General features: G+C 66.0%; 15 protein-coding genes and 1 other RNA gene. 14 read left to right on the top strand and 2 right to left on the bottom strand.

The genetic code is table 11. The features are described from left to right. Positions 1–8: 8 nt before the first annotated feature. The 11 genes from B5X73_RS03580 (at position 9) to B5X73_RS03630 (ending at position 9,545) form a co-directional block, all read left to right on the top strand. The gene (locus tag B5X73_RS03580) at positions 9–233 is read left to right on the top strand and encodes a TIGR02449 family protein (RefSeq protein ID WP_036116258.1); all 225 of its coding nucleotides are present in this window, start codon (positions 9–11) and stop codon (positions 231–233) included. Positions 234–242: 9 nt separating this feature from the next. Next, positions 243–551, top strand: a complete 309-nt coding sequence (locus B5X73_RS03585) for a cell division protein ZapA (protein WP_036116260.1) — start codon at positions 243–245, stop codon at positions 549–551. Positions 552–558: 7 nt separating this feature from the next. Further along, positions 559–742, top strand: a non-coding RNA gene (gene ssrS / locus B5X73_RS03590) — 6S RNA. 65 nt (positions 743–807) lie between these two features. Continuing rightward, positions 808–1,419, top strand: a complete 612-nt coding sequence (locus B5X73_RS03595) for a 5-formyltetrahydrofolate cyclo-ligase (protein ID WP_036116261.1) — start codon at positions 808–810, stop codon at positions 1,417–1,419. Further along, positions 1,416–1,874 (top strand): EVE domain-containing protein, encoded by a 459-nt coding sequence (locus B5X73_RS03600; RefSeq protein ID WP_079520604.1) that lies wholly within the window; start codon positions 1,416–1,418, stop codon positions 1,872–1,874. The genes B5X73_RS03595 and B5X73_RS03600 overlap by 4 nt, the downstream gene beginning before the upstream one ends. Next, positions 1,871–2,527, top strand: coding sequence for a ribose-5-phosphate isomerase RpiA (gene rpiA / locus B5X73_RS03605; RefSeq protein ID WP_079520605.1), 657 nt, complete (start codon positions 1,871–1,873; stop codon positions 2,525–2,527). The genes B5X73_RS03600 and rpiA overlap by 4 nt, the downstream gene beginning before the upstream one ends. Before the next feature lie 61 nt (positions 2,528–2,588). Continuing rightward, positions 2,589–4,046 (top strand): DNA recombination protein RmuC, encoded by a 1,458-nt coding sequence (rmuC, locus tag B5X73_RS03610; protein WP_079520606.1) that lies wholly within the window; start codon positions 2,589–2,591, stop codon positions 4,044–4,046. 80 nt (positions 4,047–4,126) lie between these two features. Beyond that, complete coding sequence (gene folE / locus B5X73_RS03615) at positions 4,127–4,723, top strand: GTP cyclohydrolase I FolE (RefSeq protein WP_043692025.1); 597 nt, start codon at positions 4,127–4,129, stop codon at positions 4,721–4,723. A gap of 2 nt (positions 4,724–4,725) precedes the next feature. Beyond that, entirely contained in the window at positions 4,726–6,036 is a 1,311-nt protein-coding gene (locus B5X73_RS03620) for a hypothetical protein (protein ID WP_079520607.1), read from the top strand. Further along, positions 6,029–6,760 carry a hypothetical protein gene (locus B5X73_RS03625; protein WP_079520608.1) on the top strand — a complete coding sequence of 244 codons (732 nt, stop codon included), beginning with the start codon at positions 6,029–6,031 and terminating at the stop codon, positions 6,758–6,760. The genes B5X73_RS03620 and B5X73_RS03625 overlap by 8 nt, the downstream gene beginning before the upstream one ends. Further along, on the top strand, positions 6,753–9,545 hold the full coding sequence (locus B5X73_RS03630) for an AAA family ATPase (protein WP_079520609.1): 2,793 nt from the start codon (positions 6,753–6,755) through the stop codon (positions 9,543–9,545). Before B5X73_RS03625 ends, B5X73_RS03630 begins: the two co-directional genes overlap by 8 nt. Before the next feature lie 33 nt (positions 9,546–9,578). Here the strand turns inward: B5X73_RS03630 and B5X73_RS03635 are convergent, their stop codons facing one another. Then, entirely contained in the window at positions 9,579–9,962 is a 384-nt protein-coding gene (locus B5X73_RS03635) for a hypothetical protein (protein WP_079520610.1), read from the bottom strand. A 115-nt stretch (positions 9,963–10,077) separates the two neighbouring features. Then, the gene (gene cysK, locus B5X73_RS03640) at positions 10,078–11,031 is read right to left on the bottom strand and encodes a cysteine synthase A (protein WP_079520611.1); all 954 of its coding nucleotides are present in this window, start codon (positions 11,029–11,031) and stop codon (positions 10,078–10,080) included. Between the two features lie 93 nt (positions 11,032–11,124). On the opposite strand from cysK, the gene B5X73_RS03645 reads away from it, so the two are divergent. Genes B5X73_RS03645 through B5X73_RS03655 form a run of 3 tightly spaced genes read left to right on the top strand, consistent with a single transcriptional unit; the run spans position 11,125 to position 13,971 of the window. Further along, positions 11,125–11,469 carry an EF-hand domain-containing protein gene (locus B5X73_RS03645; RefSeq protein WP_079520612.1) on the top strand — a complete coding sequence of 115 codons (345 nt, stop codon included), beginning with the start codon at positions 11,125–11,127 and terminating at the stop codon, positions 11,467–11,469. Positions 11,470–11,527: 58 nt separating this feature from the next. Next, positions 11,528–12,712 (top strand): cation:proton antiporter, encoded by a 1,185-nt coding sequence (locus B5X73_RS03650; protein WP_036116279.1) that lies wholly within the window; start codon positions 11,528–11,530, stop codon positions 12,710–12,712. Continuing rightward, on the top strand, positions 12,709–13,971 hold the full coding sequence (locus B5X73_RS03655; RefSeq protein WP_079520613.1) for a TCR/Tet family MFS transporter: 1,263 nt from the start codon (positions 12,709–12,711) through the stop codon (positions 13,969–13,971). Before B5X73_RS03650 ends, B5X73_RS03655 begins: the two co-directional genes overlap by 4 nt. Positions 13,972–14,075 lie beyond the last annotated feature (104 nt).

Below are 14,075 nucleotides of genomic sequence, written 5' to 3' on the forward strand. Positions count from 1 at the left end.
GTCCGCGCATGACGAACCCGGACGCCTTCAAGACTGAACTGGAAGCCCTGAGCGCCACGCTCGACCGGCTCGTCGACACCGTTCGCCGTCTTACCGAGGAAAACCGCAGTCTGCGGCACAGCCAGGAACAGCTGGCGAACGAACGTGCGGGGCTGATGGCGCGCAATGAACAGGCGCGCAGCCGCGTGGAAGCGATGATCCAGCGCCTCAAGGCGCTCGAGAACACGGGCTGATACCTCTTTATGAATGCCACCGCCAGCGAACCGGTATCCCTGCGCCTGCTCGATCGCGAGTTTCACATCGCGTGCGCGCCGGAGGAACGTGACGGCCTGATCGACGCCGCCCGGTTCCTCGACGGCAAGATGCGTGAGCTGAAGTCGCATTCCAAGGCGCCTGGCTTCGATCGCCTGGCCGTCCTGGCCGCCGTCAGCATCGCCCACGAGCTGCTTTCGCTCAGAAAGGAGCACGGCTCGCAGGAACAGGTGCTGACCGACGGACTGGCCGCTTTGCGCAGAAAGCTTGATGGTCTGCTCGACGCACCGGTAAAATGACGGCAGGCGTTCCCTGCGGTGTTCGCCAGCGCACTTTACATTTGCCTTGTTCCTACATACGACCCCGGGTCGGCTTTTGGTGGCTGTTGTGCATGTCCGCCTTCGTGCGGAAAGCCTTGATGCCGCCTAGCTCTCCCACCTGATCCTTTGGATCAAGGTCGTTTGGTGCGCAGCGGCATCGCGGAGAACGCCTCTCCCTATTTAGCCGGTCGGTCCGCAGGGGCCGGTCAGCGCCCCCACCGCGGCTGATCGTCCCATGTCAAAGCTCCCCGAGAGACGCGAACTTCGAGCCGACCTCGTCCAGCGCCGACGCCAGCTGAAGCCGGCCGAGCGTGTCGCCGCGGCCCAGGGTCTGCGCCATTCGCTCGAACAGCTGCCGGAATTCCTCACCGACAAGCACGTCGCCGGCTACTGGGCCACGGGCGGCGAATTGCCGCTGAACCTGGCCATCGCCCCGCTCGCCGAGCGCGGGCAGACGTTCTACCTGCCCATCGTGACCAAGTCGGGTGGCAAGCGCCGTCTGACCTTCGCACCGTGGACCACGGGCGAGGATGTCGAGGCCAACGAAATGGGCATCCCCGAGCCGAAAGCCTCCGGGCACGTCGTCGAGGCCGCGAAACTGGACCTCGTGCTGGTGCCGCTGCTGGGCTTCGACCGCAAGGGCAACCGCCTCGGCTTTGGCGGCGGCTACTACGACCGCAGCTTCGAATTCCTGCGAGATCAGAAGCGCCCGGCACAGCCCCTGCTGGTCGGCGTGGCTTATGACTTCCAGGAACTCGACGGTATCGAGAGGGCCGAGTGGGATATCCCGCTCGACTACATCGCCACCGACAAGGAGCTCATCGACTGCACGGGCGCCGCCGAATGAAGTACTGGCTCATGAAGTCCGAGCCGGACACCTTCTCGATCGACGATCTGAAACGCAAGGGTGTCGAGCCCTGGGACGGGGTACGCAACTACCAGGCGCGCAACTTCATGCGCGACGGGATGAAGGTCGGCGACAAGATCTTCTTCTATCACTCCAATACCGACGTACCCGGCATCGTGGGCATCGCATCGGTGGCGTCGTCCGCGTATCCGGACGAGAGCCAGTTCAACGCCAAGTCCAAGTATTACGACGAGAAGAGCACGCGCGAAGAACCGCGCTGGATGCTGGTCGACGTGAAGTTCGAGCGCAAGCTCGCACGCACCATCTCGCTGGACGAACTGAAAATCCGTGACGAACTGGCGGACATGCCGCTGGTCCGCAAGGGCAACCGGCTGTCGGTGATGCCGGTGGCCAAAGGCGACTGGGATTTCATCCTCAAGCTGGAAAAAGCATGAGCCAGGACAACGAGAAGCGCCTTGCCGCCGAAACCGCCGCCTTCCGCTACGTGGGTGAAGGCCGTTTCAAGGGCGGCATCATCGGCGTGGGTACCGGTTCCACCGTGAACTTCTTCATCGACGAACTGGCCCAGTACCGCGACCGGATCAAAGCCGCCGTCTCCAGTTCCGAAGCCTCCAGCGATCGCCTGCGCAAGCTCGGTATCGACGTGCTGGACCTGAACGCCGCCGGCCGCCTCGACCTCTATGTCGACGGCGCCGACGAGTGCGATCCGCAGCGACGCCTGATCAAGGGTGGCGGTGCCGCGCTCACGCGCGAAAAGATCGTCGCCGCCGCCTCCGACAAATTCGTCTGCATCATCGATGCGAGCAAGCAGGTCGAAGTGCTGGGCAAGTTTCCGCTACCCATCGAAGTGATCCCGATGGCGCGTAGCCATGTGGCGCGCGAGATCGTCGCGCGTGGAGGTCAGCCGGTGTGGCGCGATGGCGTCGTGACCGACAACGGCAACTGGATCCTCGACGTGCACAACTGGCGCATCGCGAATCCCGTGGAACTGGAAGCGGATCTGAATCAGATCGTCGGCGTTGTCGCTGTGGGGTTGTTTGCGAAGCGGCCCGCCGATGTGGTGATCGTGGGCAATCGCGAGATCTGAGAAGGCCTGGCGATAGCCTGGCGCCTGCGGATCATCGCGAACACAGGTACCCTCTCGCCCCATGACCCTCGAATCCATTCTCCTCATCATCCTGCTGGTCGCCGTTCTGGCGTGCCTGGCGCTGCTTTTCGTCCTGATGTCCCGCAACGGCAGACAACAGGACGACGGCAGTGCCGCGAAACTGGACGCGCTGCGCGACGACACGCGCCGCCTCGAATCCGTGCTGCGCGACGAACAGCGCGCCGGCCGTGGTGAACTCGGCGAGAGTTTCGGCCAGTTCCGCGGTCATGTGCAGGAACAGCTGCAACTGGCCGCCGAGCGCCAGCACGAGCGCATCGAAGCCTTCGGCAAGCGACTCGACCAGCTCACCGAACGCACGGATCTCGGCCTGCAGTCGCTTCGCCAGGGCCTGGCCGACGACTCGCGCAAGACCCGCGAAGAATCCGCCGTTACCCTCAAACACTTCGGCGAACTGATCGACCAGCGCTTCGCCGCGCTTACCGTGGATAACGAGAAGCGCCTGACCGAAGTGCGCGCCACGCTGGAAACCCGTCTGGGCGCGATCCAGCAGGACAACGCGGCCAAGCTCGAGCAGATGCGCGCCACCGTGGATGAGAAGCTGCAATCCACGCTCGAAACCCGTCTCGGCCAGTCGTTTCAGCTGGTGTCCGAGCGCCTGGAAGCCGTCCAGCGCGGCCTCGGCGAAATGCAGGCCCTCGCCACGGGCGTCGGCGATCTCAAGCGCGTGCTGACCAACGTGAAAACCCGCGGCACGTTTGGCGAAGTCCAGCTGGGCGCCCTGCTCGAACAGATTCTCATCGCCGAGCAGTACGCGGCCAACGTGGCCACGGTGCCCGGTTCGGCCGAGCGCGTGGAATACGCCATCCGCCTGCCCGGCGCCGACGACGACGGCGCCCAGGTGTGGCTGCCGATCGACGCGAAATACCCGATCGAGGATTATCAGCGTCTGCTGGACGCCCAGGACGCGGCGGACGTCGAAGGCGCGCTCGTCGCCGGCAAGGCCCTGGAACTACGGGTGCGGGAAGAAGCCAAGCGGATTCGCACGAAGTACGTCGCTCCGCCGCATACCACGGACTTCGCTATTCTCTTCCTGCCCACCGAAGGCCTGTACGCCGAGGTCATCCGCCGGCCGGGGCTGTCCGACCAGTTGCAGCGCGACCATCGCGTTACCGTCGCCGGCCCGACCACGCTCACCGCCCTGCTCAACAGCCTGCAGATGGGCTTCCGCACGCTGGCCATCCAGAAGCGCTCGTCCGAGGTCTGGCAGGTGCTGGCGGCGGTCAAGAACGAGTTCGGCAAGTTCGCCACGGTCCTGGAACGCACCCAGAAACAGCTCGATTCGGCGACCAACAGCATCAAGAACGCGGGGGTCCGCACCCGCGCCATCGAGCGCAAGCTCCGCGGCGTCGAATCGCTGGGTGGCGAAGAGTCGCAGAAGCTGCTGGATCTGGCTGCGGCCGATGAGCCAGACGCGGCCGCGGACGACACCTCGGACTGAGCCGGGGCCTCCCGGGCCATCGCGAGCAGGCCCGCTCCCACGTTACAATCGTCGTTTGCACCGTTAAGGAACCTCCCCCGATGAGCGACGACGCCAAGTCCCGTCCGGTCAGCCGCGAACAGGCGGAAGAAGCCGTACGCACCCTGCTGCTCTGGGCAGGTGAGGATCCGAACCGCGAAGGCCTGCTCGACACGCCCAAGCGCGTGGTCAAGGCCTATGGCGACTGGTTCAAGGGCTACGACGAAGATCCCGCCGAGTACCTGCGCCGCACCTTCGAGGAAGTGGCCGGTTACGACGAAATGATCGTCCTGCGCGACATCGAGTTCGAAAGCCATTGCGAGCATCACATGGCGCCGATCATCGGCCGCGCGCACGTGGGTTACGTGCCGACCGACCGCGTCGTCGGCATCAGCAAGCTGGCCCGGGTGGTCGATGGTTTCGCCCGTCGCTTCCAGGTCCAGGAAAAGCTCACCGCCCAGATCGCGCATTGCATCGAAGACACGCTGCGTCCGCGCGGCGTCGGTGTGGTCATCGACGCCAGTCACGAATGCATGACCACCCGTGGTGTGCACAAGCGTGGCGTGTCGATGATCACCAGCCAGATGCTCGGCAGCTTCCGCGAAGATCCACGCACACGGGGTGAGTTCCTTCGCTTCGTCGGCGTCGACCGTCGCTGACCTTGAGCGGCACGCTCGATACCCACGTCCACGACGAACGCCTGCAGGATCTCTTCCGCGACGGCGTCGTCGCCGAGGACCTCCCCACCGTCTTTCCGCTCTTGCGCGGTCGCGGCTTGCTGCGCGCGTTTTCCGCGCTGTTTCATGGGAGCGAGGCGCAGGTGCTGTTGCGCCTGCTCGTGCTGCGCACGATCGGCGCACGCTCTCACGCGACGGAATGGACGCCCCAGGAAATCCGCGACAACCTGGCGTTCGTCGACACGGTAAAGCTCGAAACGGTGGTTCAGCGACTCAAGGACCACGAGCTGCTCGTCTACGACGCGGAGACCCAGCGTTATCGTGTCGGCCCACTCGGTCGTAAGGCGCTCGCCGCGCTGGCGGTGATGCTCGAGTTCGAGAACGACGACGATGACGGTCTCGGTTACCTCACCGCGCAGCTCGCTGCCGGTCAGGCGGTGGGCCGTGTGTCCGTCGACGAGCTCGGCCATCTGCTCTCGCGCCTCACGGAACTGAAGGAAGACTTCGACCGCGCGGTGCTGTCCGGCTCGGAGCACCGCATTCGCCGCGCCGCCGAACGTCTGGATTCCGTGTGGACCTGGGTCGAGAAAGGCACCGAGGTCGTCGCCGGCATCACCGAAAAGGACGAGCTCGAGCCAGCGGCGCACCGGCTGGCCCAGGCCGTGGGTCGCGCCCAGAGCGCGCTGCTGCGTCAGGCGGGCACGTTCCAGCGCGAACTGAACAAGATCGACCAGCATCGTGTGCACCTGGGACGCACCGGCCTGTCCTCGTCGGACCTGGTCGGCTGGCTGCGCGCCCAGGACATCGATGCACTGGCTTCCTTCGAAGACGGGCAGCTGCTGCTGCCGCTGCCTGCGCCGTTCATCCACGATCAGATCGCCCTCGACGTGGCGGAGTTCGAGCTGCTGGAGCGTGAGCGTCTTGCCGCCGAGGTCACCGCCCTGCCCGGCGCGGAAGAACCACCCGATGCCGCCGACCTGCCGATGGACGAGGAAGACCTGCGATTCCTCGAAGACTGGAGCATCGAACTGGCCGCCATCACCGAGCCGCGCGAACTGTCGGACACCCTGATCGGCGACGACTACGCCCTGTCCGCGTACCGGCTCTCGCTGCTCGGCCTGCTGGGCGATCCCGAGTCCGCCGCCCTCGAAGGCGGCACCGCCGATCTCGCGCGACTACCGCTCGCGCTCGAGATCGAGCCCCTGCTCATCGAAACCGACCTGCCCCAGATCGCGCTGGTCAGCGCGGGACGCCTGCGTCCACGCGACGCCGCCAAGGACACCGCCGATGCATGACGATACCGCCACCCTCGTAACCCGGCTGCTGTCACAGCGCTGGTTGCCACGCGACGACGTGCAGGCCCGCAAGGCACTGCTCGACGAGGGATACCGCGAAGAACTCGACCGCCGGCTCGAAGCGGTCGGCCTCGAACTGCGCGAACACCCTTATGCCGCGTACATCGGCCTTGCCGTGGCGCGCAAGAGCGAGCGCGTCGTCTTCGGCGGCAGCGACAGCTGGATCTCCAACACCCTGCAACTCGACCGCGACGGCGTCGCCCTGCTGGTCGTGATCTGGGCCCTGATCGTGCTGCCTAAGCGCCAGCGCCAGGTGGAGCGCCAGGAGGCCGAAGCCGCCGCCTCGCAGAGCCAGATGTTCGCGGAAGAGAAACCGATCCCGCGCGACCCCGCCGTGTCACCGGTCATCGCCGAGCGCACCCTCCTCGCCGATTTCGGTGACAAGCTGGGCGGCAAGACGCGCGTCGGTTTCAACCTCGGCACGCTGAACCGCCTGGGCTTCATCATCCGTCGCAAGGGCGAAGTGGCCGAGGGTCCGCTGCTGGATCTCGCCTTCGATTACGAACGCACCGCTCGCCGCATCCTCGACGGCGCACTGGGCGACCTCCTGTCCGATGCCGCGGCACGCGCGCCGGTCCGGTCGCACCATGACGACACCGACGATCCGGACGAGCCGGGCGACGACGACGTGATCGACGACACCGAGGAAAACACCGATGTTTGATTTCCGCAGCCTCGAAGTCGTCCACTGGGATTACTGGCAGCGCTTCAGCCTGCCGCTCGACACCAACATCGTCACCGTCGTGGGCCCGAATGGCTCCGGCAAGACGACCCTGCTCGACGCGCTGCGCACGTTGCTGACGATCGACTGCGCGGGCAATCGCGACTACAAGAGCTACCTCCGCCACAACGGCAAGCCGTTCGCGTGGCTGCGCGCCCGCGTCGGCAATATCCCCGGACCGAGCGGCGAGCGTCCGTTCTTCCCGCTGATGGACCGTGAGGTGACCCTCGCCTGCCGCATTCAGAAGAAGGGCGGCGAGTGGACGCGGCAGTACGCCGTGGTCGGCGGCGACGTGAGTGTCGAAGAGATCGAAGCGCGCAACGATTTTCTCGGCCTTCGCGAGTACCGCGTGCGTCTCGAAGGCGCCGGTCTTTCGCAGGCGATCCGCCGCGTGCTCACGCTCGAACAAGGCGCCACGGACAAGCTCTGCCAGATGCCGCCCAAGGCGCTGCTCGACCTGGTCTTCGACGTGTTCGGCGATAAGGCCGTCCTCGATGACTACCAGCGCGCACGCAACGAACAGATCGAAGCCGACCGCGAACAGCACGGTCTCGAACATCAGCTGTCGCTGATCGGCGTGAGCCTGCAGGACGCCGAAGGCCGCGCCCGCTCGTTCCAGGAATGGAACGCGCTCAAGAGCGAGCGCGTCGATCTGGTGGCAAGCATCCTTCCGCGCACCGAGCTGGCCGAGCTGGGCGGTGGCGTGCGCGGTGCACGTCCGCAACTCACCGGCGTCAAACGTCGCGTCGCCGAACTGGAGCAGCGCGATGCGGACCTCGCGAAACAGCTCGGGGATTTAGATGCCTCGGGCGAAGCGCTTCGCGGCGAACAGCACGAGGCCGACCTGGCGCGCCAGCAGACGCAGAAGAGCCTCGACGCGGCGCGTGCCGAGCTCGCCCAGAATGATCTGTTGATCAAGCAGGAAACGCGCCTGCGCGAGATGGTCGCCGCCCAGGGTGGCGCCGATCACGAACGTCTCGCCGATGTCGCACGCGATGCCCGCGCCCAGGCGAGCCTGTTGCAGACCGAGGAAGGCAAGCTGCGCCAGGAACTGGCGACGCTGACCGGTCAGCTGTCGGCGTGGCGCAGCGGCCGACGCTACACCCCGGATTTCGAAGCCTCGTTCCGTCGCGCCCTCGATGAGGCGGGCATTCGTCACAGCATGCTCAGCGAGATCGTCGAGATCGTCGAGCCACGCTGGCAGCCGGCCGTCGAAGCGGTACTCGCGGGCTATCGCCACGTGGTGCTGCTCGACGACCCGCGCGATCGCGAGAAAGCGTGGAAGCTGGGCGAGCAGCACCGCTACAAGCACTTCGTCGTCGCCGACCGCGCCCCCGCCGGGCGCGCCACACGCAGCTCGCTGCTCGAGGTGGTCGAGTTCTCCGCCGCACCGCCCGACTGGCTGCTGCGTAACCTCGACCGTATCCGCCGCGTCGAGGACATCGCCGACGGCGCGACCTTGGGCAAGGATCAGGACTGGATCACGCCGCAGGGCTACTTCCGCGAACGTCGCGGCGGTCGCCATCTCGGCGTGGATGACATGTACTTCGGTTCCGGCGCGCGCGAACGACAGCTGCGCGACGGTGAAGCGAAACTGCGTGACATCGAGGCACGACTGCGCGACATCGCGACCGAGCGAAAGGACGCCATGGCGCGCGCCAGCGACGCCGAAGGCATCCTGCGTGGCGCCAGCGCGAGCAGCCAGCTCGCCGATCGCGCGGATGAATTCGCCGAAGCGCACGCGCAACAGGCCGCCTTGCGCGAGGACGTGCAGCGGACGGCTGACAGCCACGTCGCTGCGGAGGCGCATTACGAAGCGGTGCGCGAAAAACGCCTCAGGACGTCGAACGCACGCGACAACGCCGCGCGCGAACAGCTTTCGACGCAGAAGCAGCTCGCCGAGACCGTTCGCCAGTACCACCAGCTGCGTGGTGAGCAGATCGACCGGCTGAAGGCATTCCGCGCGAAGCGTGCGCATGTGCCCCTGGCTTTGCGCAGCCGCGCCGCCGTCGCGGCACTACGCGAGCGTTACGAATCGCCCGCATCCGTGCGTCGCGAGATCGACCGCATCGAGCGTCGCCTCGAGGAGGGCCACTGGGAGGAGGATCCGAGCGTCGTCGCGCTGCGCGAAAAACTACTCGCCGATCACGAAGGCCTCAGACACGATCTCGAGAAACGCCGCATCCACCTCGAGCGCGCCTCGCGCATCACGCACGAGGCGCGTGGCGCCTATATTCAGGTCTTGCGCAACACGGTGCGTCGTTACGCCCGGAACCTGAAAGTGCTTGCCGAACTCGCGGGCATCGGCGTCGACGTCGATCTCCCGGAGCTCAGCAACGACGATCTGGCACTCGCGTCGGCAGCGCTGCATGTGCGCTTCGAGTTCGACAAGAAGGGCTGGATCGGGATGGACGATGGCGAAGCCTCGGGCGGCCAGCAGGTGATGAAGTCACTGCTCCTGCTCGTGGCGCTGATGCGCGATGAAGACCGGCCCGGCGGATTCGTGTTCATCGACGAGCCTTTCGCGCATCTGGACATTTTCAACATCGACAAGGTCGGTGCGTTTCTGAAGTCCACGCGCGCGCAGTACATCCTGACGACGCCGGCCACGCATAACGTCAACGTGTTCCAGCCATCGGAGCTGACGCTCGTCACCAGCAAACGCCGGCCGGGCGCAACTTGGGCACAGCCGTTGGCGGTGCTGCGGCGGCGCTCACACGCCGCCTGATGTAACGGCCCCGACAAGGGGCCGTTCGGTCGCTCAGTAACGGGCGGTGTTGCCCGACATGGGATTGTCTTCACCCGATCCGTCCAGCGCGTTGCCGCTGGCGTCTGTCGGACGCTGACGCGTCGGATTGTGCTCGTCTTCCTCGGGCCGCACGCGGGCATTGTGCCGCGCGATGAGCCACGCCGCCGCGATGGCGCCGACACCCAGACCCACGCCGATGGCGAGGCCCAACGGGCGACGGCGCGCGTGACGTCCCGCTTCCGCCAGCGCCTGCGAGGTCAGCGAGCCCGCGCGGCCGGCATACTCACGCGCCGTGCCGATGGCCTGATGTTTGCGGCTGCCGGTCATCGAACCGACGACGCGTTCGGCGCGGCCGAAAAGTTCCGCACGAAGGCTCTTGCTGCGCAGGAATGTCATGGCTGTCTCCTTGTTTCGAGACCGACACGATGACCGCCATGGCGTGATGATTTTGCGGTGGCGGCGTGGAGGCTGCCACGAGCCGCCACGTCCAGATCGCGCTCGGGGCACGTTCCTACAGGGTTTCCAGCCAGGCTTCGTCGGAGCCTTCTTCCACGCCCTCGAACAGGAAGGTGGAGAGATAGCGCTCGCCGGTGTCGGGGAGCATGGCGAGGATGACGCTGCCCTCCTCGACGCTCTCGGCGTATTTCAGGGCGGCGGCAAGCGTCGCGCCGGCGGAGATTCCGACGAAGAGGCCTTCCTCCCTGGCGAGTCGGCGTGCCGTATCGCGGGCCAGCACCTCGTCCACCGGGATATCGACGTCGAAGATCTTCCGGTTGAGTACCTCGGGCACGAAATCCGGCGTCCAGCCCTGGATCTTGTGCGGTGCCCAGGGCTGGTCGGCGAGCAACTGGGCCGCGGCCGGCTCGGTGGTGACAATCTTCACCTCGGGGCGCGCGACCTTGAGCACCTCGCCCACACCGGTCAGTGTGCCGCCGGTGCCCCAGCCGGTCACGAAGGCATCGAGGCGGCGGCCAGCGAAGTCCTGGAGGATCTCGGCGGCGGTGGTGCTCCGGTGATAGGCCGGGTTGGCCGGATTCTGGAACTGCCTGGGCAGGAACCAGCCGTGCTTCGCCGCGAGCTCCTCGGCACGTCGGACCATGCCGCTGCCGCGCTCGGCGGCGGGGGTCAGGATCACGCGGGCACCGTAGGCGCGCATCAGCTTGCGGCGCTCGACGGAGAAGCTGTCCGCCATGGTCGCCACGAACTTGTAACCCTTGGCCGCGCAGACCATGGCCAGCGCGACGCCCGTATTGCCCGAGGTGGCCTCGACCACGGTGTCGCCGGGTTTCAGGAGACCTTTGGCCTCGGCGTCGAGAATGACCGCGATGGCCAGGCGGTCCTTGACCGAGCCGCCGGGGTTGAAGAATTCGACCTTCGCGTACAGGGAAATGCCAGCCGGGGCGACGCGATGCAGGCGAACGATGGGCGTGCGGCCGATCGTGTCGAGAATGCTCTCGTGAATCATGGGGTAATCCTTGACGGGAAGTACGAGAACCCAGAAGGTACTCCCCGGACCACGGGGCGACAAACCCCACCGGATCACGCAGACTCCCGGTCCATGAATCGACGTCCATACGCCTTCGCCGCCACCCTGCTGCTGACCGTCGCCGCCCAGGCACAGGACTTTCCGCGGACGCCGGCCGAATACCTCCGACGCATGGACGCCAATGGCGACGGCAAGGTCGACGAGGCCGAGTACGTCCGCTACATGAGCCAGGGCTTCCTGCGCATGGACGTCAACGGCGACGGCGTGCTCGATGCCAACGATGGCCCGATGCGGCCCGGCGCCAGGCCCGTGAGGCTGGAAGAGTTCCAGCGCACCCTGATCCTCCAGTTCCACAAGCTGGACAGGAACAGGGACGGCTTCCTCAACGCGAAGGAACTGTCCCAGCCGCCGATGTGACATCGCGCCCGCAAGAGCCTGCGGTGCGCTACCCTCTGCCCCACTTTGGAGAGGACGGATGAATACGACGGAACTGTTCCTGATCGCGATGACGATCATTCTTGGCGTGCCTTATCTGATCTGGCGCGTCTTCCGCACCGACTACTGGGCACCGCTGGTGGTCGTGCAGATCCTTACCGGGATCCTGCTGGGGCCGGGCGTGCTGGGGAAGGTCTTCCCCGACTACTACACGACGGTGTTCGCACCGCCCGTCATCGGTGCCCTCAACGGCATCGCCTGGTGGGCCGTGATGGTCTTCGTCTGGATCGCCGGCATCGAGCTCGACCTGCGCGACGCCTGGAAGCAGCGCCGTGAATGCGGGACCACGGCGGCCCTCGCCCTCGGCGTGCCTCTTGCGACCGGCTGCCTCGCCGCGCTGGCCATGCTGGCCTGGCGTGGAGGATGGATGGGTGAAGCGGCGACGACGTGGCAATTCGTGCTGGGCATCGGCATGGCCTGCGCCGTGACCGCGCTACCGATCCTCATCCTGCTGATGGAGAAGATGGGTATTCTGCGCGCACCGCTGGGGCAGCGCGTGCTGCGTTATGCGAGCCTGGACGATCTCGCGATCTGGGCGGTGCTGGCGATCATCCTGCTCGACTGGAAACGTGTCGGTCATCAGGTGGCCTTCCTGGCCGTGTTCGCTGTCGCCTCGGCCGCATTCCGGCGGCTGATGGCACGGGTACCGGAGCCGGATCGCTATTTCATCGGTCTGATCTGGCTGGCCGCGTGTGGCTACGGTGCCGACTGGTGCGGCCTGCATTTCATGGTCGGAGCCTTCCTTGCGGGCGCCGTGATGGAGCGTGACTGGTTCACGCTCGAAAAGCTCGACGGCCTGCGTCACAACGTCCTGCTCGTCATCATGCCGGTGTTCTTCCTGTCCACCGGTCTGCGAACGAACTGGCAGGTCGGAGGCACGGCGGTGTTCGCCGCCGCCGCTCTGCTGCTGGTCGCTTCCGTCGTGGGCAAGCTTGCGGGCGTCGGCATCGCCGGTAAGCTGCTCGGCTGGGCACGTGGCGATGCCTGGACCATCGGCTGGCTGCTGCAGACCAAGGCGCTGATCATGATCATCTTCGTCAACGTACTGCTCGACCGTCACATCATCACCAGCGAGACGTTCACCGCGCTGCTGCTGATGGCGGTGGCCAGCACCATGCTGACCACCCCGATCGTCAAACCGCGGCTGAAGCACTTCACCCCATGAGTACGACGGAACCGAAAAGCGCGACGCACACACCGGTGCGCCGCGCCGCCGTGATCTTCATCTTCGTCACGGTGCTGATCGACATTCTGGCGTTCGGCATCATCATTCCGGTGTTGCCGCACCTCATCGAACAGATGACCGGCAATACCGTATCGAACGCGGCGTGGTGGGTCGGCGTGTTCGGTACGGTCTTCGCCGCGGTCCAGTTCATTTCGTCGCCGATCCAGGGGGCGTTGTCGGACCGCTTCGGGCGTCGCCCTGTCGTGTTGCTTTCCAATCTCGGGCTTGGGCTCGACTTCGTATTGATGGCTGTGGCGCCTTCGTTGTGGCTGCTGTTCGTCGGGCGCGTCATCTCGGGCATGACCGCCGCCAGCTTCACCACGGCCAATGCCTACATCGCCGATGTCACGCCGCCGGAAAAACGCGCGGCGGCCTTCGGCATGCTTGGCGGCGCGTTCGGTATCGGCTTCATCATCGGACCGGCGCTCGGGGGATTTCTTGGCGGGTTCGATCTGCGTCTGCCGTTCTGGGTCGCCGCGGGTCTGGCGTTGGCGAACTTCCTTTATGGGTATTTCATCCTGCCGGAGTCGCTACCGGTGGAGAAGCGCAGCGCACGCTTCGAACCGCGCAGCGCCAGTCCACTGGGCTCGCTGAAGATGCTTCGCCGGCATCGCGAGATTTTCGGTCTGTCGGTCGTGATGTTCCTGTTCTACCTCGGGCATTACGTTTTGCAGACGGTGTTCGTCCTCTATGCCGACTACCGTTATCACTGGGGTCCCCAGGCGGTGGGGTATGTGCTCGCGCTCGTGGGCGCCTGCGATGGATCGGTGCAGGCATTCCTCACCGGTCGACTGACTGCGCGCTTCGGGGAGCGACGGGTCATGGTCGCGGGGCTGTCGTTCGGTGTGGCGGCATTCGCCGTCATGGGTTTCGCCACGACCGGCTGGGTATTCCTGATCGGTATTCCGCTGCTGTCACTGTGGGGGCTGTCCGGGCCGCCGATCCAGTCGATCATGACGCGCCATGTGGCGCCCGATGAGCAGGGTCGTCTGCAAGGCGCCGTGACCAGCCTGGGTAGCTTCGCCGGGATCTTCGGGCCTTATCTGTTTGCGCAGATCTTCGCCTTCGCGATCGCGCCGGAGCGGAGCGTGCATATGCCGGGCGTCCCGTTCCTGCTGGCCGCTGCGCTGGTCGGGGCCGGGGCGGTCATCGCCGCGCGGGCCACCCGCCAGGAGAGCCCCGGCGTAACGAGCCGCTGACGCGTTCAGGCGGTCCATGACCGCCAGGACGTGCCCTTCGGCAACGTCAGGTGATGGACGTGCCGTCCCTGCGGCGCTACCCGCGAAAACGTGAGCTAATTCGC

It is taken from the genome of Luteibacter sp. 22Crub2.1 (assembly GCF_900167995.1).
Taxonomy (GTDB): Bacteria; Pseudomonadota; Gammaproteobacteria; order Xanthomonadales; family Rhodanobacteraceae; genus Luteibacter; species Luteibacter mycovicinus.

Bases quoted from the DNA above. Each gene is read 5' to 3' on its own strand.
- B5X73_RS03580 (WP_036116258.1), top strand. From the start codon at position 9: ATGACGAACCCGGACGCCTTCAAGACTGAACTGGAAGCCCTGAGCGCC.
- B5X73_RS03585 (WP_036116260.1), top strand. From the start codon at position 243: ATGAATGCCACCGCCAGCGAACCGGTATCCCTGCGCCTGCTCGATCGC.
- B5X73_RS03595 (WP_036116261.1), top strand. From the start codon at position 808: ATGTCAAAGCTCCCCGAGAGACGCGAACTTCGAGCCGACCTCGTCCAG.
- B5X73_RS03600 (WP_079520604.1), top strand. From the start codon at position 1,416: ATGAAGTACTGGCTCATGAAGTCCGAGCCGGACACCTTCTCGATCGAC.
- rpiA (WP_079520605.1), top strand. From the start codon at position 1,871: ATGAGCCAGGACAACGAGAAGCGCCTTGCCGCCGAAACCGCCGCCTTC.
- rmuC (WP_079520606.1), top strand. From the start codon at position 2,589: ATGACCCTCGAATCCATTCTCCTCATCATCCTGCTGGTCGCCGTTCTG.
- folE (WP_043692025.1), top strand. From the start codon at position 4,127: ATGAGCGACGACGCCAAGTCCCGTCCGGTCAGCCGCGAACAGGCGGAA.
- B5X73_RS03625 (WP_079520608.1), top strand. From the start codon at position 6,029: ATGCATGACGATACCGCCACCCTCGTAACCCGGCTGCTGTCACAGCGC.
- B5X73_RS03630 (WP_079520609.1), top strand. From the start codon at position 6,753: ATGTTTGATTTCCGCAGCCTCGAAGTCGTCCACTGGGATTACTGGCAG.
- B5X73_RS03635 (WP_079520610.1), bottom strand. From the start codon at position 9,962: ATGACATTCCTGCGCAGCAAGAGCCTTCGTGCGGAACTTTTCGGCCGC.
- cysK (WP_079520611.1), bottom strand. From the start codon at position 11,031: ATGATTCACGAGAGCATTCTCGACACGATCGGCCGCACGCCCATCGTT.
- B5X73_RS03645 (WP_079520612.1), top strand. From the start codon at position 11,125: ATGAATCGACGTCCATACGCCTTCGCCGCCACCCTGCTGCTGACCGTC.
- B5X73_RS03650 (WP_036116279.1), top strand. From the start codon at position 11,528: ATGAATACGACGGAACTGTTCCTGATCGCGATGACGATCATTCTTGGC.
- B5X73_RS03655 (WP_079520613.1), top strand. From the start codon at position 12,709: ATGAGTACGACGGAACCGAAAAGCGCGACGCACACACCGGTGCGCCGC.